The organism is Haloflavibacter putidus (genome assembly GCF_006546625.1).
In the GTDB taxonomy this organism is placed as follows: domain Bacteria; phylum Bacteroidota; class Bacteroidia; order Flavobacteriales; family Flavobacteriaceae; genus Mesonia; species Mesonia putida.
Window position 1 is genome coordinate 26,154 of record NZ_VIAR01000006.1, and the last position, 20,239, is coordinate 46,392.

At 36.5% G+C, this 20,239-nt stretch carries 21 protein-coding genes and 5 tRNA genes; 3 read left to right on the forward strand and 23 right to left on the reverse strand.

Annotation, left to right across the window (positions count from 1 at the left end; all coding sequences use genetic code 11):
* Positions 1 to 62: 62 nt before the first annotated feature.
* The 20 genes from rplL to FKR84_RS07360 form a co-directional block, all read right to left on the reverse strand.
* Positions 63 to 440, reverse strand: a complete 378-nt coding sequence (gene rplL / locus FKR84_RS07265) for a 50S ribosomal protein L7/L12 (RefSeq protein ID WP_141421639.1) — start codon at positions 438 to 440, stop codon at positions 63 to 65.
* A gap of 57 nt (positions 441 to 497) precedes the next feature.
* Complete coding sequence (gene rplJ / locus FKR84_RS07270) at positions 498 to 1,016, reverse strand: 50S ribosomal protein L10 (RefSeq protein WP_141421640.1); 519 nt, start codon at positions 1,014 to 1,016, stop codon at positions 498 to 500.
* 10 nt (positions 1,017 to 1,026) lie between these two features.
* Positions 1,027 to 1,725 (reverse strand): 50S ribosomal protein L1, encoded by a 699-nt coding sequence (gene rplA / locus FKR84_RS07275; RefSeq protein ID WP_141421641.1) that lies wholly within the window; start codon positions 1,723 to 1,725, stop codon positions 1,027 to 1,029.
* A 17-nt stretch (positions 1,726 to 1,742) separates the two neighbouring features.
* Positions 1,743 to 2,180 carry a 50S ribosomal protein L11 gene (gene rplK / locus FKR84_RS07280; RefSeq protein WP_141421642.1) on the reverse strand — a complete coding sequence of 146 codons (438 nt, stop codon included), beginning with the start codon at positions 2,178 to 2,180 and terminating at the stop codon, positions 1,743 to 1,745.
* Between the two features lie 74 nt (positions 2,181 to 2,254).
* Positions 2,255 to 2,806: a transcription termination/antitermination protein NusG gene (gene nusG / locus FKR84_RS07285; RefSeq protein ID WP_141421643.1), complete on the reverse strand. Its 552-nt coding sequence runs from the start codon at positions 2,804 to 2,806 to the stop codon at positions 2,255 to 2,257.
* A 10-nt stretch (positions 2,807 to 2,816) separates the two neighbouring features.
* The gene (gene secE, locus FKR84_RS07290) at positions 2,817 to 3,014 is read right to left on the reverse strand and encodes a preprotein translocase subunit SecE (RefSeq protein WP_141421644.1); all 198 of its coding nucleotides are present in this window, start codon (positions 3,012 to 3,014) and stop codon (positions 2,817 to 2,819) included.
* 344 nt (positions 3,015 to 3,358) lie between these two features.
* Positions 3,359 to 3,431: transfer RNA gene (locus FKR84_RS07295), tRNA-Trp, on the reverse strand.
* 101 nt (positions 3,432 to 3,532) lie between these two features.
* Complete coding sequence (tuf, locus tag FKR84_RS07300; protein ID WP_141421645.1) at positions 3,533 to 4,720, reverse strand: elongation factor Tu; 1,188 nt, start codon at positions 4,718 to 4,720, stop codon at positions 3,533 to 3,535.
* A 120-nt stretch (positions 4,721 to 4,840) separates the two neighbouring features.
* Positions 4,841 to 4,912, reverse strand: a tRNA-Thr gene (locus tag FKR84_RS07305).
* 148 nt (positions 4,913 to 5,060) lie between these two features.
* Positions 5,061 to 5,133: transfer RNA gene (locus FKR84_RS07310), tRNA-Gly, on the reverse strand.
* Between the two features lie 113 nt (positions 5,134 to 5,246).
* Positions 5,247 to 5,329 (reverse strand) — tRNA-Tyr (locus tag FKR84_RS07315).
* A 34-nt stretch (positions 5,330 to 5,363) separates the two neighbouring features.
* Positions 5,364 to 5,437, reverse strand: a tRNA-Thr gene (locus FKR84_RS07320).
* Between the two features lie 218 nt (positions 5,438 to 5,655).
* Positions 5,656 to 6,540: a tyrosine-type recombinase/integrase gene (locus tag FKR84_RS07325; RefSeq protein WP_141421646.1), complete on the reverse strand. Its 885-nt coding sequence runs from the start codon at positions 6,538 to 6,540 to the stop codon at positions 5,656 to 5,658.
* A 68-nt stretch (positions 6,541 to 6,608) separates the two neighbouring features.
* Positions 6,609 to 6,803, reverse strand: coding sequence for a 30S ribosomal protein S21 (rpsU, locus tag FKR84_RS07330; RefSeq protein WP_141421647.1), 195 nt, complete (start codon positions 6,801 to 6,803; stop codon positions 6,609 to 6,611).
* Positions 6,804 to 7,020: 217 nt separating this feature from the next.
* A complete protein-coding gene (locus FKR84_RS07335) occupies positions 7,021 to 8,190 on the reverse strand; it encodes an acyl-CoA dehydrogenase family protein (protein WP_141421648.1) in 1,170 nt (389 codons plus the stop codon).
* Between the two features lie 94 nt (positions 8,191 to 8,284).
* A complete protein-coding gene (locus tag FKR84_RS07340) occupies positions 8,285 to 9,112 on the reverse strand; it encodes a ComEA family DNA-binding protein (protein ID WP_233357699.1) in 828 nt (275 codons plus the stop codon).
* Between the two features lie 82 nt (positions 9,113 to 9,194).
* Complete coding sequence (locus FKR84_RS07345) at positions 9,195 to 11,297, reverse strand: amino acid carrier protein (RefSeq protein ID WP_141421650.1); 2,103 nt, start codon at positions 11,295 to 11,297, stop codon at positions 9,195 to 9,197.
* Positions 11,298 to 11,433: 136 nt separating this feature from the next.
* Complete coding sequence (locus FKR84_RS07350; RefSeq protein ID WP_141421651.1) at positions 11,434 to 11,664, reverse strand: PspC domain-containing protein; 231 nt, start codon at positions 11,662 to 11,664, stop codon at positions 11,434 to 11,436.
* Between the two features lie 19 nt (positions 11,665 to 11,683).
* On the reverse strand, positions 11,684 to 12,961 hold the full coding sequence (locus FKR84_RS07355) for a DUF2851 family protein (RefSeq protein ID WP_141421652.1): 1,278 nt from the start codon (positions 12,959 to 12,961) through the stop codon (positions 11,684 to 11,686).
* Positions 12,958 to 13,635 carry an SGNH/GDSL hydrolase family protein gene (locus FKR84_RS07360; protein ID WP_141421653.1) on the reverse strand — a complete coding sequence of 226 codons (678 nt, stop codon included), beginning with the start codon at positions 13,633 to 13,635 and terminating at the stop codon, positions 12,958 to 12,960. Before FKR84_RS07360 ends, FKR84_RS07355 begins: the two co-directional genes overlap by 4 nt.
* Before the next feature lie 113 nt (positions 13,636 to 13,748).
* On the opposite strand from FKR84_RS07360, the gene FKR84_RS07365 reads away from it, so the two are divergent.
* A complete protein-coding gene (locus FKR84_RS07365) occupies positions 13,749 to 13,934 on the forward strand; it encodes a hypothetical protein (protein ID WP_141421654.1) in 186 nt (61 codons plus the stop codon).
* The gene (locus tag FKR84_RS07370; RefSeq protein WP_141421655.1) at positions 13,931 to 14,329 is read left to right on the forward strand and encodes a hypothetical protein; all 399 of its coding nucleotides are present in this window, start codon (positions 13,931 to 13,933) and stop codon (positions 14,327 to 14,329) included. The genes FKR84_RS07365 and FKR84_RS07370 overlap by 4 nt, the downstream gene beginning before the upstream one ends.
* A 115-nt stretch (positions 14,330 to 14,444) precedes the next feature.
* On the opposite strand, the gene FKR84_RS07375 is transcribed toward FKR84_RS07370, so the two are convergent.
* The 3 genes from FKR84_RS07375 to FKR84_RS07385 form a co-directional block, all read right to left on the reverse strand.
* The gene (locus tag FKR84_RS07375) at positions 14,445 to 16,544 is read right to left on the reverse strand and encodes an alanine/glycine:cation symporter family protein (protein ID WP_141421656.1); all 2,100 of its coding nucleotides are present in this window, start codon (positions 16,542 to 16,544) and stop codon (positions 14,445 to 14,447) included.
* A 73-nt stretch (positions 16,545 to 16,617) separates the two neighbouring features.
* Positions 16,618 to 17,598: a PLP-dependent cysteine synthase family protein gene (locus tag FKR84_RS07380; RefSeq protein ID WP_141421657.1), complete on the reverse strand. Its 981-nt coding sequence runs from the start codon at positions 17,596 to 17,598 to the stop codon at positions 16,618 to 16,620.
* Positions 17,599 to 17,737: 139 nt separating this feature from the next.
* Positions 17,738 to 18,976, reverse strand: a complete 1,239-nt coding sequence (locus FKR84_RS07385; protein ID WP_141421658.1) for an ABC transporter permease — start codon at positions 18,974 to 18,976, stop codon at positions 17,738 to 17,740.
* On the opposite strand from FKR84_RS07385, the gene FKR84_RS07390 reads away from it, so the two are divergent.
* Positions 18,977 to 20,209 (forward strand): exo-beta-N-acetylmuramidase NamZ family protein, encoded by a 1,233-nt coding sequence (locus FKR84_RS07390; protein WP_141421659.1) that lies wholly within the window; start codon positions 18,977 to 18,979, stop codon positions 20,207 to 20,209. It abuts the gene before it with no gap.
* Positions 20,210 to 20,239: the final 30 nt, after the last annotated feature.

The window sequence follows — 20,239 nt, forward strand, 5'->3', positions numbered from 1 at the left end:
GTTTAGACCTCCAGGAGTAAATCCTGAGGTCTAAACCTAAATAAAATTGCTCGGTAAGCTTATTATTTAAGCTCAACCTCAGCTCCTGCTTCTTCTAATTGTGATTTAAGTGCTTCGGCTTCATCTTTAGCAACACCCTCTTTTACTGGAGCTGGTGCACCATCTACTAAACCTTTTGCATCTTTAAGACCAAGACCTGTTAATTCTTTTACCAGTTTTACAACTGCCAATTTAGAACCACCCGGAGCTTTTAAGATTACGTCAAACTCAGTTTGCTCTTCTTCTTCGGCTCCTTCACCAGCAGCACCGCCACCGGCAACAGCTACTGCAGCAGCTGCAGGCTCTATACCATATTCTTCTTTTAATATATCAGCTAACTCATTAACTTCTTTTACTGTAAGGTTAACCAATTGTTCTGCGAATTCTTTTAAATCTGCCATTTTCTATCGTTTTAAAATGTGTAATTTAATTTATAATTGTTAAAAAGTGCGTACGTGTTATTCTTTTTCAGAAAGTGTTTTAAGAATACCAGAAAGTTTACTACCACCAGACTTAAGCGCTGAAATAACGTTTTTGGTTGGCGATTGTAACAACCCGATAATATCTCCAATAACCTCTTCTTTAGATTTGATGCTAGATAGTGTTTCTAAATACTCATCTCCAACATAAATTGCTTCATCAATAAAAGCACCTTTAAGAAGGGGTTTATCGTTTTTCTTTCTAAATTCTTTAATTACTTTGGCCGGGGCATTTCCGGTATCTGATACCATTATTGAGGTATTACCTTTCAAAACCGTTGGAAGTTCGCCGTAATCTACGCCAGATTCTTCCATTGCTTTGGCCAATAGAGTATTTTTAACTACCGATAGCTTTACATCAGCTTTAAAGCAAGCTCTTCTTAAATTAGAAGTAGTGTTTGCATCCAATCCTGATATATCTGCTAAATAAAGCGTGGAAGTATCAGCTAACTGGGCAGTTAAATCTTTTATTACTTGTGATTTTTCTTCTCTTGTCATAATAATTTAATTATTGCTCAGTAAACCTTTTTGTATCAATCTCCACACTCGGGCTCATCGTGCTAGACATGTATATACTTTTAATATACACTCCTTTAGCGGCCTGAGGTTTTAATTTTACCAGCGTAGTTAATAATTCCCTTGCGTTTCCTGCAATTTTATCGGCATCAAAAGATGTTTTCCCAATTGCCGCATGAACTATACCGGTTTTATCTACTTTAAAGTCGATTTTACCAGCTTTCACATCAGCAACAGCTTTAGCAACATCCATAGTTACCGTACCTGTTTTTGGGTTAGGCATTAAACCTCTTGGTCCTAAAATTCTACCTAAAGGCCCTAATTTTCCCATAACACTAGGCATGGTCACAATAACGTCTACGTCTGTCCAACCGCCTTTGATTTTTTCTAAATATTCGTCCAAACCTACGTAGTCTGCACCGGCTTCTTTTGCTTCATCTTCCTTATCAGGTGTTACTAAAGCTAAAACCTTAATGTCCTTACCCGTACCGTGTGGTAAAGTAACAACACCTCTCACCATTTGATTCGCTTTACGCGGATCTACATTTAATCGAACTGCAAGTTCTACAGAAGGATCAAAGTTTACGTTAGAAATATCTTTTATTACAGAGGAGGCTTCTGCAACTGTATACAACTTAGCGTTGTCTAATTTTGCTTGCACCTCTTTTTGCTTTTTTGTCAATTTTGCCATTTTACTTTCTTTTTGGATTAAAACGGTGCATCACCTTTTACAGTTATTCCCATAGACCGTGCGGTGCCGGCTACCATTTTCATAGCAGACTCGACAGTAAAAGCGTTTAAATCTTGCATTTTATCTTCTGCAATAGCTTTTACTTGATCCCAAGTAACACTAGCGACTTTTTTACGGTTTGGTTCTCCAGAACCTTTCTTATTTTTAGATGCTTCTAGGAGTTGAACGGCAGCCGGTGGAGTTTTAATAACAAAATCAAATGATTTGTCTTTATATACTGTTATGTCTACCGGCAAAACCTTGCCTGCCTTATCTTGGGTTCTACCATTGAATTGCTTACAGAATTCCATGATATTTACCCCGGCAGCACCTAAAGCAGGTCCAACTGGTGGTGAAGGGTTAGCAGCACCTCCGCGGACTTGTAGTTTTACAACTTTACTTACTTCTTTTGCCATTTTTTAATTTTTAATTTGAATTAATCTAAAAGTGGAAGCATTAAGAATAATTCTAATTATATAAGCGTAACAACTTAAACTTTTTCTACTTGCATATAACTGAGTTCTAATGGTGTTTTTCTTCCAAAGATTTTTACCATTACTTCCAGTTTTCTTTTTTCTTCGTTAACGCGCTCTATAGTACCATTAAAACCATTAAAAGGACCATCGATAACCTTAATTGTCTCTCCAATATTATAAGGAATCGCAACGCTGTCTTCTTGTACCGCCAACTCATCTACATCTCCTAGCATACGGTCAACTTCAGACTTTCTTAACGGCACAGGATCTCCTCCTTTAGTTTCTCCTAAGAAACCAATAACGCCGTTTATTCCTTTAATAATATGCGGAATTTCCCCACTTAGGTTAGCTTTAACCATCACGTAACCGGGAAAATATACGCGTTCTTTATTAACTTTTTTACCTTTTCTGATTTGAACAACTTTTTCTGTAGGTACCAAAACCTCTTCCAAATACTCTTCTAAACCTTCATGGGCTATTTCTTTTTCTATATAATCTTTAATCTTATTTTCTTGACCGCTTACCGATCTAACCACATACCATTTTTTCAACTTATCTTCAGCCATAAAGCGATTTTTAAGATTTAACCCACTTAAAGTATTCTTCTATAATTTCACCAAACACCGAATCTACACCCCATATTGCTAAAGAGAAAATTACCGAAAATACTAAAACGATTACGGTTAACCGCTGCGCTTCCGCATAGGTTGGCCAGGTTACATGGTTTTTAAGCTCATCGTAAGACTGCGATATATAATTTACAAATCCTGCCATTTTTAAATTTTATTTGAGGTCAAAGAAACTTCCCTGTTTTTACTACTGAAAGTCTCAAGCCGGTATTTTTTATATTTAAGTTCTATTATCTTTAAATACCTTACATAACTTTCTAACTTTATACTTTGAAAAAAAATTTATGTAAAAAGAACTATTTATTTTTTCTCTTCTATTGCGCTTTTCCGCGAAAGCTTTAAATTTATGATTTAACGCTCAACAAAATGAGCCAGAAATCACAATCTAAAATTCCATTCTCGCAAGGGTTGAGAGGCTCCTTTCGACTCCGTTATCACTTCGCTCAAGATAAACTTCTCGCCTCACCAAATCCAACATTTCAATATTCGCACGGGTTGAGAGGCTCGAACTCCCGACACCTGGTTTTGGAGACCAGTGCTCTACCAACTGAGCTAAACCCGTAAATAGTATAGAATCTTATTACAAAAAGGAAACTAAACCATAAATACAAGTCAAGGTATTCCGTTTTCACGAAACACCTTAACCTTATACTTAGCTTACGCTTATTCTAAAATTTCAGTTACCTGACCAGCACCTACGGTTCTGCCACCTTCACGGATAGCAAAACGTAAACCTGTGTTCATAGCAATTGGCTGAATCAACTCAACAGTAATAGTTACGTTATCTCCAGGCATTACCATTTCTACACCATCAGGCAAGTTAATAGTACCAGTTACGTCTGTTGTTCTTACGTAGAACTGTGGACGATAGTTATTATGGAATGGTGTGTGACGACCACCTTCTTCTTTTTTCAAGATATAAACCTCTGCTTTAAACTTAGCGTGAGGAGTTACAGATCCGGGCTTAGTAATCACCATACCACGAGTAATCTGAGTTTTCTCTATACCTCTTAATAAAATACCAACGTTATCACCAGCTTCACCTCTATCTAATATTTTACGGAACATCTCAACTCCAGTAATAGTAGAAGTAAGTTTACCAGCCCCCATACCGATAATCTCTACAGGATCTCCAGTATTAGCAACACCAGTTTCTATACGACCAGTTGCAACAGTACCACGACCAGTAATAGAGAATACATCTTCTATAGGCATTAAGAAATCTTTATCAACATCTCTTTGTGGTAACTCTATCCACTCATCAACAGCTTCCATCAAATCCATAACAGTCTTTGACCACTTTTCGTCACCGTTCAAGGCACCTAAAGCAGAACCAGAAATGATAGGAGCATTATCTCCGTCATACTCATAGAAAGAAAGCAAATCTCTTACTTCCATCTCTACTAATTCTAATAATTCTTCATCGTCAACTAAATCAACTTTATTCAAGAAAGTAACGATTCTTGGAATACCTACCTGACGCCCTAATAAGATATGCTCACGTGTTTGTGGCATTGGACCGTCTGTAGCAGCAACTACCAAAATAGCACCGTCCATCTGAGCAGCACCTGTAACCATGTTCTTCACATAATCGGCGTGACCAGGACAGTCAACGTGCGCATAGTGGCGCTTTTCTGTTTGATATTCTACATGCGAAGAGTTAATTGTAATACCTCTTTCTTTTTCTTCAGGAGCATTGTCAATTTGATCAAAAGCACTAGCTTCTGAATATCCAGCATCAGCCATTACCTTAGTAATAGCAGCAGTTAAAGTAGTTTTTCCGTGATCTACGTGTCCAATTGTACCTATATTTAAGTGCGGTTTGGAACGATCATAAGTTTCCTTTGCCATAATTAATACTTATTTATCTTAGTTTATATTAGTGTTCTATTTTATACAATACAAAAAACCTACTGTCATATCAGCTAGGCTAACTTAAACTTAACGCCGGAGTAAACACCCCAAAACTAGAGCCAACGACGAGATTTGAACTCGTGGCCTCTTCCTTACCAAGGAAGCGCTCTACCCCTGAGCTACGTCGGCGTAAAACATATAACAACCAAAATTGGCTGTTTTCTAGAGCTAAAAGGAAATATATTTTTCACTATCACCTCACCTCCGAGACCAGCTTCTACAAGCTACTTTCTTTACTACTCTACGAACCAAACCAAGCCCTGCCAGTAAAGGTTAGAGCGGGAGACCGGGTTCGAACCGGCGACATTCAGCTTGGAAGGCTGACGCTCTACCAACTGAGCTACTCCCGCATTCTACAACCCAAAAGGTTGCTTTTGTATTTTTACAAACCTAAACGATTTGCGTCTTGCAATGAAAATTTTGATTTCCTTAAAACCAAAATCCATATAATCTTACAAGCTTGTGGGGAGAGCAGGATTCGAACCTGCGAAGTCGAAAGACAACAGATTTACAGTCTGTCCTCGTTGGCCGCTTGAGTATCTCCCCAAAGTATTTCACCTTTCAAAATTTCATAGAACAGAGCCGATGGAGGGACTCGAACCCACGACCTGCTGATTACAAATCAGCTGCTCTAGCCAGCTGAGCTACATCGGCAAATTGTTCAGCTTTTTAGTTTTAAAAAGCCCGTTGTTTCTAACGGACTGCAAATATAGAGCTGTTTATGTTTTATGCAAAACTTTTTTTTATTTTTTTTCAAATATTTTTAATTCGCCTTAAAAAAGCTCGTTTTAACCCTACTATTTTTTCCATAAATACCTATAAATCAATCATGTTAAACGTTTGACAACTTTCTTTTAAAAAATGTATTTTCCTTAAATGTTTCTTGGATGTGCATTTTTATAGATTTCACTAAGCTCTTTTATATTATTATGGGTGTACACTTGCGTGGAAGCTAAACTAGAATGCCCTAATAAATCTTTTACTGCATTTAAATTTGCGCCTTCATTTAAAAGATGAGTAGCAAAACTATGTCTTATTATGTGCGGACTTTTTTTTACTTTACTAGAAACCCTCGAAAAATAATTATTTACAATTCTATACACCAAAGTCCCGTAAAGTTTTTCACCTTTTTTGGTTAGCAGAAAATACTCAGCCTTTGTTAGGTTTTCTATTTCCTTTCTCTTATCTAAATACACTTTTAAAATCTCTATAGAAGAAGAAAGGAGAGGTACAATGCGTTCTTTATTGCGTTTACCATAAATTTTTATTTGGCGTGCAGCTATATCTACATCTGTTAATTTAATGTTTATCAATTCTGCACGTCGCATTCCCGTAGAGTAAAGCAACTCTACCACTAACCTATCTCGCCAATCTTCGAAACTTTCTAAAGGTATTTCTTGTATTGCATTTTGAATTTCTTCTACCGAAAATGGAGTCTGAATACGCTGCGCCACCTTAAGAGCTTTATGTTTATTTAACGGAGAGACGCTAACTTGTTTGGTTTTAAGTAAAAACTTGTAATAGGTCTTTAAGGAAGATATTTTTCGGTTAATGCTCCTATTGGAAGTTTTCGCATCGGAGAGATGAACAATATAACTTCTAATTAAAGAGTAGCTAACTTCTGTTAGGTTGGTTTCTTCAAAATTATCTTTTATAAAAGTTGCAAATTGTTGCAAATCTTTAATATAAGCCGTTACCGTGTGCACAGAATATTTTTTTTCGTACTGTAGATAATCTTTAAATTGAGAAAAGTCCATAAAAAAACGCTTACTTTACAAAGTTAGAAAACTTTACAAAGTAAGCGTATAATTATTTGCACAACCAATTAAAAGTTATCTTGATCTCTTAAACTTTGCACATAGGTGGCTTTCTGTCGCTGCGCTCTTTTTACAACCGAAGGTTTAGAAAAAGTTTTACGCTCGCGCAATTCTTGTAGGGTTTTTGTACTGGAAAATTTTCGTTTTAAACGTTTTAACGCTCTTTCAATATTTTCTCCCTCTTTAACATGTATTTTTAACATAGTTGTTTCACCTCCCTTCGCTTAGAATTTTCAGGCGGCAAAATTATATTTATTTTTCAAATTAACAAAGACCTCTGTCAAAATATTTTTTCTGAATGAGAGACAAAATCAAAACAGAAAAAAAGTCTTATTTCGCTGCAGGTTTGTACTCTTTCTTGTCGATGATCATTTTGGCGATAATTTCTAAAGGCATTTTCGCCAAAACAATCAAAAAAAACTAGCGCGCTGCCGGCTTGTACTCTTTCTTATCGATGATCATTTTGGCGATAATTTCACGCAAAATTTCACTAGTGCCACCTCCTATTGGACCTAAACGGCTGTCGCGTAACATTCTGGCTAGTGGATATTCTTCCATATAACCATAACCGCCTAAAAATTGTAAGCAAGAATTTATGCCTTCATCCGCGATCTTGGTAGATAAAAGTTTAGACATACTGGCTTCTTTTACCACATAATGCCCCTCATCTAATTGTTTTGCTACGGCATAATTAAACTGCTTGGCCATTTCTACTTCGCTGGCAATATCTGCAATCTTATGGCGTAGAGCTTGAAACTTATCTATTGTTTTACCAAAAGCCGTTCGCTCAGACATATATTCTAAGGTATATTCTAAGGCATACTCGGTTCTGGCGTGGGCGTTAATACCCATTATTAAACGCTCTAAAGCAAAATGTTGCATTATGTACGGAAAACCTTGACCTTCTTCTCCCATCAAGTTTTCTGCCGGAATTTCAACATCGTTAAAAGCAATCTCTCCGGTGTCTGAAGCACGCCAGCCCAGTTTATCTAATTTGGTTGCAGAAATACCTGGTGTATCTCTGTCTACCACAAAAATGCTCATTCCTTTGTTGCCCTTTTCAGGGGAAGTTTTTGCGGCTACTACCAAATAATCTGAATAAACGCCATTGGTAATAAAGGTTTTGGAGCCGTTTAAAATATACTTATCTCCTTTTTTTACGGCAGTAGATTTCATACCGGCAACATCAGATCCGCCGAAAGGCTCTGTAATACAAAGACAGCCAATTTTTTCTCCGGTAATACTTGGCGCTAAATATTCCTTTTTAATGCGATCATCGCCTTCTTTGTTTAGGTGCGTCATAGCCAAATAGGCGTGCGCCCACATTGCGGCCGCAAAACCACCGGAATTTATGCGTTGCAACTCTTCTAAGAAAATTACCGTGTAAAAAAGATCTAAATCTAAACCCCCGTATTCTTCTGGGTAGTTAAGGCCAAAATAGCCCATCTCACCAAACTTTTCCCAAATAAAACGTTCTATGGTTCCCGTTTTTTCCCACTTATCAACATACGGCACGACTTCTTTGTGTAAAAAATCTCTAAAGCTTTTTCTAAAATGCTCGTGCTCTTCTGTAAAATACGTACTGTTCATTTATTATTTGATTTTAATAGCAATTTCTTGTTATATACTGAATGCATCAAAAATAACAAGTATTCGTAGAATATCGCTAATTTTTTGATATTTTCTATTTTATTTGCACATAAAGTTTTATGCGTTCTATTTTATAGGCCGGAAAATCTTCTATTTTGGCAAGTTCTTCAAAAGTTTTAATGCCTTCGTGCAGTTCTCTGTAGTTTATAATTTCGCGCGCCAGTTCGTAATTAAAATATGGAATTTCTGATAATTGTATAAGCGTTGCTTTGTTAAGGTCTAAAACTTCTACCGACGGCGGAGTTTTCACGGTAAAGCGGGCTAGAAGTTTTTCTTCGGTTTCGTACTTTAGACCGTAAATATCTTTTATTTGTATGTCTGCTACAAAGCCATCTAATTTATTACGGTAACGCAAAATCCGTAAAGCTATTTTTTCGCCAATCCCATTTATTTCTTGCAATTGGGCCGACGTAGCTTGGTTTAAATCTGTTTTCTTTGCGTACGGCAACGCTTTAACTTGCTGTTTCTGCTGTTTCTTGGTTTTGTTTTGTGCCACCACCCAATCCGGGAATTTAAAATACGGTGCTATTTTATTCAGTAAAGAATCAGAAATTTCAGTAACGTTTTGAAAATCTTTTTTAGAATTTATCCATTGGTCTTTTTCACGAAAAGCGTGCAACCTGTCTATTTCTTCGGTAGACATTCCTAAAGTGTATCCTTTATAATCTGTAATAAAATTAGGATTGAAAGGATATATCTTATACGTCTTTTTTTGCTTCTTTAGTTGCAGCTTTTTTAAAGAATCTAATTCTTTTTGAACCGCCAAAAACTCTTTTTCTTGGTCTTTGGTTAATGTATTTTCGGGAGCTTGCTTATTTACCCAAAACATTCCGCCAAGCAAGACAAGAATAATTAAAGACATAAAAAAAATCCCATTTCGTTGACTTTTCGTAAAAATGAGATGGGATTTATTAAATGACATATTTTAAAGGTTTAGAACTCCATTAAGCTTGTTGTTTTCCGGATTTGGTAAACAATTCGTTAGCTTTTAATTTTCTAAAGTATTCACGCAGGTCTTCCCGCACTTCGCCAGACATTATATATAAACCAATAATATTAGGAAAAGACATGGCCAATATCATCATATCTGAAAAATCTAGTACTGCGCCAAGACTAATAGAGGCACCTACGACAACAAATACACAGAATATTATTTTATAGATAAATTCTGTTTTTTTACTTTTTCCGAAAAGATACGTCCAAGCGCGCATGCCGTAATACGACCAAGAAATCATAGTAGAAAAAGCGAATAAAAATACTGCCGCGGCTAATACATAAGGAAACCAAGAAATAACACTGGCAAATGCTTGCGAGGTTAATTCTACTCCGCCAATACCTTCAACTTCGTGCATTCCGGTAAAAATAAGTACCAAAGCAGTAAGTGTACAAACTACTACTGTATCTATAAACGGCTCTAATAAAGCCACAAAACCTTCTGATGGTGGATGATGGGTTTTGGCTGCACTATGCGCAATAGCGGCAGAACCAACCCCAGCCTCGTTAGAAAATGCTGCCCGTTGAAAACCAACTACGAGCACTCCAATAACACCACCTTTTAATGCACTTGGAGAAAATGCTCCGTTAATAATTGCAGAAAAAGCAGCGCCTATATTTTCAAAATTAAAGCCAATAACAATCAAACATCCTATCACATAAATAATAGCCATAAACGGTACAACTTTACCGGTTACTTTAGCAATACTATTAATACCACCAATTATAACAACACCTACCAAAATTGCGATTACCAGACCAAATAAAAAACCATTACCTTCTAAGGCAGGAAATTGTCCGGATAATATGCTAAAAGACTGGTTGGCTTGAAACATATTTCCGCCACCAAAAGATGCTCCTACACCCAATACGGCAAAAAGACCGGCTAAAAATTTACCTAAACCACGCATATTTCTTTTCTCCAAACCGTAACGCAAGTAATTCATAGGTCCGCCAAAAATTCTGTTTTCAGAATCTATAAAGCGGTATTTTACACCTAATGTACATTCTACAAATTTAGAAGACATACCTAAAAGACCGGCTACAACCATCCAAAAAGTAGCACCGGCACCTCCCAAAGAAACCGCTACGGCAACCCCAGCAATATTACCCAAACCAACTGTTGCAGAAACGGCAGTAGCAAGCGCTTGAAAGTGAGTTATTTTTCCGGGCGCATTAGGATCGTCATACTTTCCTTTTGCTAAATCTAAACTGTGTCTAAAACCTCTAATGTTGATAAAGCCCATTCTTATTGTAAAGAAAGTGGCTCCTAAAATAAGCCAAACCACAATAAAAGGTATAGCGTTTTGTTTAACATCGCCATTAGGATGCGTTAAGGCAATTGGCTTGTCATATTTTATTTCTGCTAGGTGATGCGCACCTTGCTCTATTTTGTGTTGTGTATTATCTGGATTAAAAATAACATTTCCTTCCTGTACCAAATAAGTTAAAGTACCATTGGCAGGCGACGTTACTCGTAACTCTTCTCTACCGTCTTTTTGAACAACAGCAATTTCTTCTCCTCTATTTACTTTAGAACCTTCTGGTTTTAACCATTTTTGTAAAACCGATTTTTTATCGGTCTCCGCTGACCAACGCGGAATAGGAATTTTTTTGCTTTCGGCATATACAACCGGATCGTAGATGCCTATGGCAGCAAAAGGGTCCCAAAATAAAATTGCTCCCATACTTTCTACAATAGGAGCAAAAAAACCGTTAAAATGTTCGGTAACAGATTCTACTTTTATACGGTAAGATTTTGTAATCGTATTTTGATCTGCATCTGTAATTATAACTTGATATGGAATACCTTCCGTTAAATTTGATGCTGTGCTGGATCTTAAAGAAGTTTCTGGATTGCTCCATTTATAAGTATATGGCGGCTTACCACCACTTACTTCTAAACTTATAAAACCGTCGTTTATTAGATTGGACGGATTTTCAATTTTTGCATCAACTTTTAGCTCTCCACTATTTGCTTCTACTAAACCTTGTGCATTTCCAGTTAAAATACCCACACAAACAAGTAGGAACGAAAGCATAATATTTTTCATAAATCGTTATTGAAATTTAAAGTTTACGGCTAATTAAGAAATTTTTAACGGCACAATATCCTAAAAAAAAGACTTTTTAAAAAGATAAAACACTAAAAATTAAAGCAGCTACTTAATTTTAACGCAAATAATTTACTTACAAATCAAAAACAGATGTTCTTTTGGTATACACCAAGTCCTTTAACCTCAACCAAAAAGCCAAGGTAAGGTAAAATGCAAAACCAATTCCCAGGGTGGCAAAAGAGAGGTATATAAAAAACAAACGAACACTTTTTACGCGCATCCCAATTCTATCTGCCAATCTAGAACTTACATAAAAACCATTACGCTCAAAATAATAACGTATTCTGTACATTAAATTTGCCATAATACAAAAATAAGCATTTCTATTTTCTTTTCAGCAAATTTAAACCCACTGCACATTGCAAACAGCGATTTTTATTGCAGTAATTATTTTTTAGATGTAAAATTGCTTGCGAAGCCATTGCATTGGTTGCTGTTTTTGATCTTATGGCATTAAATTTTTTTACGACCGCATTTTGTTCCGCCGGCAAATTTCGCATCCAACCAAAAAGGTGTTCGGGAGCGCTTTTTCCTAAGCTTTGGTAATAAGAAAATAAAATTGGCACTATAGTATTTATTATTAGTAAATCTTTAAATTTTTGGCTTAAAGCTTTTTTACTTTTCTTACCGGGCGTTGCAAAAGAATAATGCGTTTGCCAGTATTCTCCGGCTGTACAATTTAAAAGCCGGTATAAATCATTTTTGTTAGAGGTTTCTTTTATTTTACTGAATAAATTAGGCGTACTAACATACAAATGTGCCAATTGCGATAAACGAATAGTAGGGAAATTATGCGGTCGTAACCTAAAATATTGCACCCCAGAACCAAGTGGCGCTTTTAATTGGTATTTATGCCGAAGATAGAAATAGTCTTTTTGTAATTTTTGAAAATAAGCATCTTCTATTTCTTGGTCTAACATTCCTGCTTGCCCCATTAATAAAGCTTCTAAACTTTCTGCCAATTTTATTTTTTGTACCACTTGTATAGGGATACTTTCTGCTACTCGTAAAAAGCTATTTCCGTTTTTATTTAAACCGAAATTTTTGGCAAGGCTTAAAAATAAAACCGCTTCCCAATTATTGCGCGTTTTCTCCAATAACTTAGCAATAAATTCGTGTTTTATTTCTAATCGTTCAACGTATAAACGCTCTATCCAATTATTCAGTAAAAAATCATCTACCTTAGAAAAATCGTTTTCGCAATTAAGGTATTGTGCTTGTCCTACAAGTAATTTTTGGTAATTCTTCACAGCATTTTTGTCTACCAAAGCATTTAGCTCTAAACAAGGAATTGGCGTTTCGTCTTTTCTAAAAACCTCTACGTCTTCTTCCCAAACCACGTGTAAAATCACATTATCATATTTTGCATCTGTTTCGTGGTAATGCGCATACCAGTCGCTTGCTTTAAGATGTATTTCTACATTACCTGCCCAAAGTTGCGAACCAACTTCAATCTTGGCATTAAAAAAATCCGGACCACCGGCTTGTTGGTTGTGCAATCCAAAATTTATAATACGAATAGCTTCTCCTGCAGTAGTTTTAGCATTTAAAAAATCGAATTTTTTAAACTTCCAGACGTAATGTAAAAAATCTTCTTTCATAATTTTTTGCACATTTCTATTACCACCGGTTGTATTTTCTTAACCCATTGCGCATACATTTTTGGGCTTGGGTGCAAGCCGTCTTCTGCAAGTAGGCTTTTATCTTTTTTTGCTTTTTGTGAAATTGGCGTAATGTTTACAAAAGCAATTTTATACTTTTTACTCATTTTACGCGCAATACGGTTATACTGTTTTATTTCTTTACGAATTTTATTGTGCTTGACGGTAACAAAAGGCGTAACACTGTAATCTGGAATACTCACTACAAAAACCCCTTTTGCTCCTTCTTTACTTTTGACGATAGCTTTTGTAAGTAAGCCTTCAAATTCAGATTTAAATTGCGAAATTTCTTTGCCCTGATATTGATTGTTTACGCCAATTAATAACGAAACCAAGTCAAATTTCCCCTTTACAGAAGTGGTATCGATAGCGTTTAATAAATTGTCTGTGCGCCATCCGGTTTGGGCTATTATATGTGTTTCTTCCACTTCTGTTTCTTCCTTATTCAAGGCTTTTGCCAGTTGCACCGGCCAACGACTTTGCGGTGCTACTTTTTCGCCAATTGTATACGAATCTCCTAAAGCCAAATAACGCAAACTTTGCTTTTCTTGCGCTTGCAAATTACCAAGACAAAAATAAATACTTAAAATAACCAAGAAAGAAAACTGCTGCATACCATTAATTTATCTTTAAAGATAAACGATTTTTTTAAAAGTCTTAATTTTAGCTTTACGGAAAAAAATCCATTTAAAATTAGTATTTTTAGCGCCTCAAAGCGGCACCGAAAATGCAGGAAGAGAAAGAAGAAAATCCAAATAAAACAGCTCCCAATAAACCAAAACCAAAAAAGAATTGGCGCCAAAGTGACAATGCGTTTTTACGTTTTTTTGGTAATGTGGGTTATTACCTATGGGTAGCAGCTTTAGCCATTGGCGGTTTTATTGCCTGGTTAATTTCTTTTTTACTGATATGAGAAATTACACGGTTTTTTTTATTGGTTGTGCAGTATTGGTTGGCGCGTACCAACTTGGTTTGCAAAACGGTATAAATTACCCGCAATGGATGCGTGCTTATTTTATGGACTTGCTTTGTATGCCCATAGTTTTCGGGATAATTCTCTTTTTGCTTCGGTTGGTTAAACCTGCTTTTTGGCTTAGTCTAAGTATGATACTTAGTTTGAGTTTACTTTACGCCATTTATTTCGAAGTTATATTACCGCCCATAAAAGCTCGTTATACCGCAGACTGGGGCGATGTATTTTGTTATTTCGCCGGCGCTTTGGTGGCTTATTTAGTACAATTAAGTGATAAACGCCGACAGAACTTATTCCGTGACAACGAGAGTATACTACAACACCCGAGTTCATAATCTATTTTTGCAGCACTTAATAATTCCGTAAAGTGAAAATAAAAAAGCTGCTTTAAAAAGTAGATTTACTATTACTACTTTTTAAAACAGCCCAAATTATAGTTCTTCAAAAAAATTAAGCTTTTATAAATTTGGGATTAACCTTTAGCTCTCCATTTTTAAGTTTTTGCCAGTACTCTTTCATATCGCTTCTTACTTCTGAAGACATTATATATAAACCAATAATATTTGGGAAAGACATGGCTAGAATCATCATATCTGCAAAGCTAAGCACAGCGCCAAGACTTACCGATGCGCCAAGGACTACAAAAAGCAGGAACATTACTTTAAAAATCATTTCAGATTTTTTACTACGTCCAAATAAGTATGTCCACGAACGCATACCGTAATACGACCAAGAAACCATAGTAGAAAATGCAAACAAGAATACAGCAAAAGCTAAAACTGCCGGAAACCAAGAAATTACGCTTCCGAAAGCATCTGAAGTTAGCTCTACTCCGCCAAGGCCGCTAACTTCGTGCATTCCCGAGAAAATAAGCACTAAAGCCGTCATTGTACACACTACCATCGTATCTATAAACGGCTCTACCAAAGAGGTAAAACCGTCTGCAATAGGATTGTTGGTTTTAGAAGCACTATGCGCAATTGCGGCAGAACCAACTCCCGCTTCACTAGAGAAAGCGGCACGTTGCAAGCCAATAATCAAGACGCCAATAAAACCACCTTTTAAAGCATCTGCAGAAAGTGCACCGTTAAAAATAGCGGCAAACGCGCTACCTATATTTTCTATATGTACGCCAATTACTATTAGGCAGCCAAGAATATAAACAGCCGCCATAAATGGCACTACTCGACCAGTAACGCGAGCAATACTGTTAATACCACCAATAATCACTACGCCTACAAGAATAGCAAACATAATCCCGAACCAAAAGCCGTGACCTTGCAAAAACGGTAATTGCTCAGATACAATCTTAAAAGCTTGGTTGGATTGTAACATATTTCCGCCACCAAAAGATGCGCCAACACCTAAAACGGCAAAAAGTCCAGCCAAGAATTTACCCAAACCTTTTAAATTGCGTTTTTCTAATCCGTAGCGTAAATAGTTCATCGGGCCACCAAATATTCTGCCTTCTTTGTTGATAAACCTGTATTTTACACCAAGCGTACATTCTACAAATTTTAAAGACATTGCAAAGAAACCTGCCATAAACATCCAGAAAGTAGCGCCGGCACCACCCAAGGAAATTGCCACGGCCACTCCGGCAATATTCCCTAAACCAACGGTTGCAGAAACGGCGGTTGCCATTGCCTGAAAGTGCGTAATGGTTCCGGGAGCGTCAGGATCGTCATACTTTCCTTTGGCTAATTCTATAGAGTGCTTAAAACCGCGAATATTTACAAAGCCTAAACGAAAAGTAAAGAAAATACTTCCTAATATAAGCCAGATTACAATAAACGGAATAGTATTCTTTTTTATATCGCCGTTAGGATGTAAAAGCGGTTGTGGGTCACCGTATTCTATTTCTGCCAAAACGTGTGCATCTTGTTTGATAACGTCTTGCGCATCTTGAGGATCGTAAATTACGTGGCCTTCTTTAACCAAATAGAAAAGTTTTCCCTTTACGGAAGAAAATACATTGCTTTCTTTTCCGGTATCACTGGTAATTATAGCAATTTTATCGCCTTCTTCTACATTTGAATTCTCGGGTAGTAACCATTTTTTTAAGGAATAGGTTTCTTTACTGGTAGCATCCCAATTTGGAATAGGAATTTGACGTTTGGTTGTATAAACCACCGGATCGTAAATTCCTAAGGTAGAAAAGGGATCCCAAAACAAAATACTTCCCAAAACATCTACAGCCGGTTGCACGTTACTGTTAAATATTTCTGTTATAGATTTTGCCGGAATTTCGAAAGTTTTAGAAACCGAATTTCCATTTGCGTCTGTAACTCGTATGTGATGTTCCATACCTTCTATTAAGCCGGTAGATTTTTGCGCATCTAATGCAGTACTCTGGTTACTCCATTTATATTGATAAGGCGGCTTGCCTCCGGTTGCCTCTACTCTAGCCACTGCATCGTTTATCTCACGCGACGGGTTATTAAGATCTATATTTACACGCAGAGCAGTATCTTCCTTAATTTGATCTTGTGCAGTGGTAATGGCTGTTAGCATTAACAAAATTGTGGTAATTAGCCATATATTTCTCATAAACTTATAATTATTTCTATGCGTTAAAAAAAAGACAAAAAAAATCCTGCAACATAGGCAGGACTTTTATTTTTTATTCTATAAAACCTTGTTCTTTCATCCACTCGTCGTTAAATATTTTCCCAACATAACGACTACCATGATCGTGAAATAAAATAACCACCACATCATCTTTAGAGAAATGATCTTTTAACTGTAGAAGACCTTTAATGGCTGCGCCAGCAGAATTACCTAAAAACATACCTTCTTCTTCGGCTAGTTTTCTAGTATAAACGGCTGCATCTTTATCGGTTACTTTAGTGAAACCATCTATTACATCAAAATCTACATTTTTTGGTAAAATATCTTCACCTATTCCTTCTGTGGTATATGGGTAGATTTCTTTTTCGTCAAACTCACCGGTTTCGTGGTATTTTTTAAAAACGCTCCCATAAGTATCTACTCCCCAAACTTTTACATTTGGATTTTGTTCCTTTAAATATTTTCCTACACCGGAGATTGTTCCGCCGGTACCAACGCCAACCACGAAATGGGTTACCTTCCCATCTGTTTGGTTCCAGATTTCTGGACCGGTACTTTCGTAATGTGCTTTGGTATTAGAAAGGTTATCGTACTGATTTACATACCAAGAATTTGGCGTTTCTTCTGACAATCTTTTGGAGGTAGAATAATAAGAACGCGGATCGTCCGGTTCTACATCTGTAGGGCAAACCACAACCTCACTACCTACAGCGCGTAAAATATCTATTTTTTCTTTACTTTGTTTATCGGCAATAACGCAAACCATTTTATAGCCTTTTACAATAGCTGCAAGCGCCAGGCCCATTCCGGTGTTACCGGAAGTACCTTCTATAATAGTCCCGCCGGGTTTTAGTTTTCCTTCCTTTTCTGCATCTTCTATCATTTTTACCGCCATACGGTCTTTTACCGAGTTACCCGGATTAAAGGTTTCGTATTTAGCCAGAACTAATGCAGGAATATCTTTAGTCAATTTGTTAATCTTTACCAAAGGTGTATTGCCAATGGTTTCTAATATATTTTCTTTGTAGTCCATCTCTTTTTTTTAAGGCTGCAAAGGTAAGAAACAATTTAGATGTAGCGAAATGCAGTGCTTAAATCAACATACACAAGCCTTTAGATGTTTTTTAGCTTCCGCGGAAGCTTAAACAGCAATTTTAAATCACAAATTATCCTTACTCAAATTTAATCGCCTTTGTAGGCGTGATTCTGGTAATTATAATTGAAGGAATAAGCAACATTAACATACAAAGCAGAAGCGTACCCAGATTGATAAGAAGAACATAATCCCAATTTATATAAACCGGGGCTTCGGTTACGTAGTAAGTTTCTGGGTTTAGCGGAATTAACTTTAAGTATTTCTGCGCAAAAAGCAAGCCCAAGCCTATTATATTTCCGTAAAGTAAACCTTTTACAATAAGGTAAGCGGCGTTGTATAAAAATATTTTCCGTACCCTCCAATCGGTGCTTCCAAGTGCTTTTAGCATCCCAATCATTTGGGTGCGTTCTAAGATTAAAACCAATAGCGCGGTAATCATATTTATACCCGAAACTATAATCATTATCCCAATTATTAAAGCGATATTAAAATCGAAAAGCGACAACCACTCAAAGATAGAAGGATACATTTGCCGAATGGTTTTTGCATCTAAAAAAGAGTCGATTGCGCGGTAAACTTCACCACCCTTTTCGTCTATTTTAGTAAAATCGTCTATGAAAATTTCAAAATTGCCAACTTCGTCTTTCTTCCATTTATTTAAACGCTGCAACTGATTAATGTCTGCAATAACGTAGGTTTGGTCAAACTCTTCGAAACCGGAATTAAATAGCCCCACCACTTCAAAAGCCGTTAAACGCGGCCGTTCTTGTTTGTCGTTGTTCATAAAATAAATAACCACCTGGTCTTCTAAAGAAAAACCCAAACGCTTTGCTAAATATTCTGAAATAAGAATTTCTTTGCTGTAACCGTCATTTTTATATTCCGGCAAACGGCCTTCTACCAAATATTCCTGAAAGAAATTCCATTTATAATCTGTACCAACGCCTTTTACCACAATGCCTTCAAAGTCTGTTTCGGTACGAATAATGCCATATTTTGTAGCCACGGCTTGTATATGTTCAATACCGTCTACCGCATCAAAATCCGGATAAAATTCTTGAGTAGTAGAAATTGGCACCATCGAGACTTGGGAGTTATTGTTGTCTAAATTTCCAATGGTAATATGCCCGTTAAAAGCGGCAATCTTATCTCGAATTTTTTGCTGCAAACCAACGCCGGTAGCCACAGAAACCAACATCATAATAACGCCAATGGCAATTGCACTTACCGCAATTTTTATTATTGGTGCGGAAATACTACTTTTATAATCTTTTGTGCTGATTAAGCGCTTTGCTATAAAAAATTCAAAATTCAAATGCTGTCTCTATTTAAACGATTGTTCAAAAATACATTTTTTATTCTTCTGCTCGTGGTATTTTCTTGTCAAGCACAAACAAAATCGCCTAATGTGGGTGACAAAAATGAAGCGGCAAAAAATTTAAGTAAAAAACCGGTTCTTGGTGCCAACCAAATGCAGGCTTATTTGCCATTGTTAAAAAATAAGAATGTTGGTATTGTGGGCAACCAAACCTCGGTTATTTTTAAAGAAGATGACAGTTTTACGCATTTGGTAGATTCTTTATTGGCGCGAAACATTACTATAAAACGCGTTTTTTCTCCCGAGCACGGCTTTCGCGGAAAAGCAGATGCCGGCGAAAAAGTTATAGACGGTATCGACCAAAAAACCGGTTTGCCCATTATTTCCCTTTACGGAAATAATAAAAAACCAACCCCAAAACAATTGGAAGGTTTAGATATTATTGTATTCGATATTCAAGATGTAGGCGTAAGGTTTTACACCTATATTTCTACTTTACATTATATTTTAGAAGCTTCCGCGGAAGCGAATATTCCTGTTTTAGTATTAGATCGGCCTAACCCAAACGGCAACTATATTGACGGACCAATTTTAGAAAAAGAAAATAAAAGTTTTGTAGGAATGCATCCCGTACCAATTGTACACGGCATGACAATTGCCGAATATGCTCAAATGATAAATGGCGGAAACTGGCTCCCAAATAACTTAAAAGCCGATTTGATGGTAATTCCTATGCAAAATTACACAAAAGAAACCGTTTATGATTTACCGATAAAACCATCGCCCAATTTGCCCAATGCCAAAGCTATAAACCTTTACCCGAGTTTATGTTTTTTTGAAGGCACCAATGTAAATGCGGGTCGTGGCACCAATAAACAATTTCAAGTTTTTGGTTCGCCATTTTTAAATAAAGATTTCTATTCTTTTTCCTACACGCCAACTGCTAACGAAGGTGCTAAAAACCCCAAACACAAAAACAAACTTTGTTTTGGCAAAGACCTTAGCAACACGCAAAAACTCTCTGCCATAAACTTGAGTTGGTTAATAGAAGCCTACGAACACACCAACAAAAAAGAGGAATTTTTTAATAATTTTTTCAGCAAATTGGCCGGCACCAAAAAACTGCAACAACAAATTGAAAATGGCATAAGCAAAGAAGAAATTAAAGCAAGTTGGCAAGCAGGTTTAGAAGATTACGATGCTATGCGAAAAGCATATTTATTGTATTAATTAAAGTTTAAATAAGAAGCAAAAAATCAA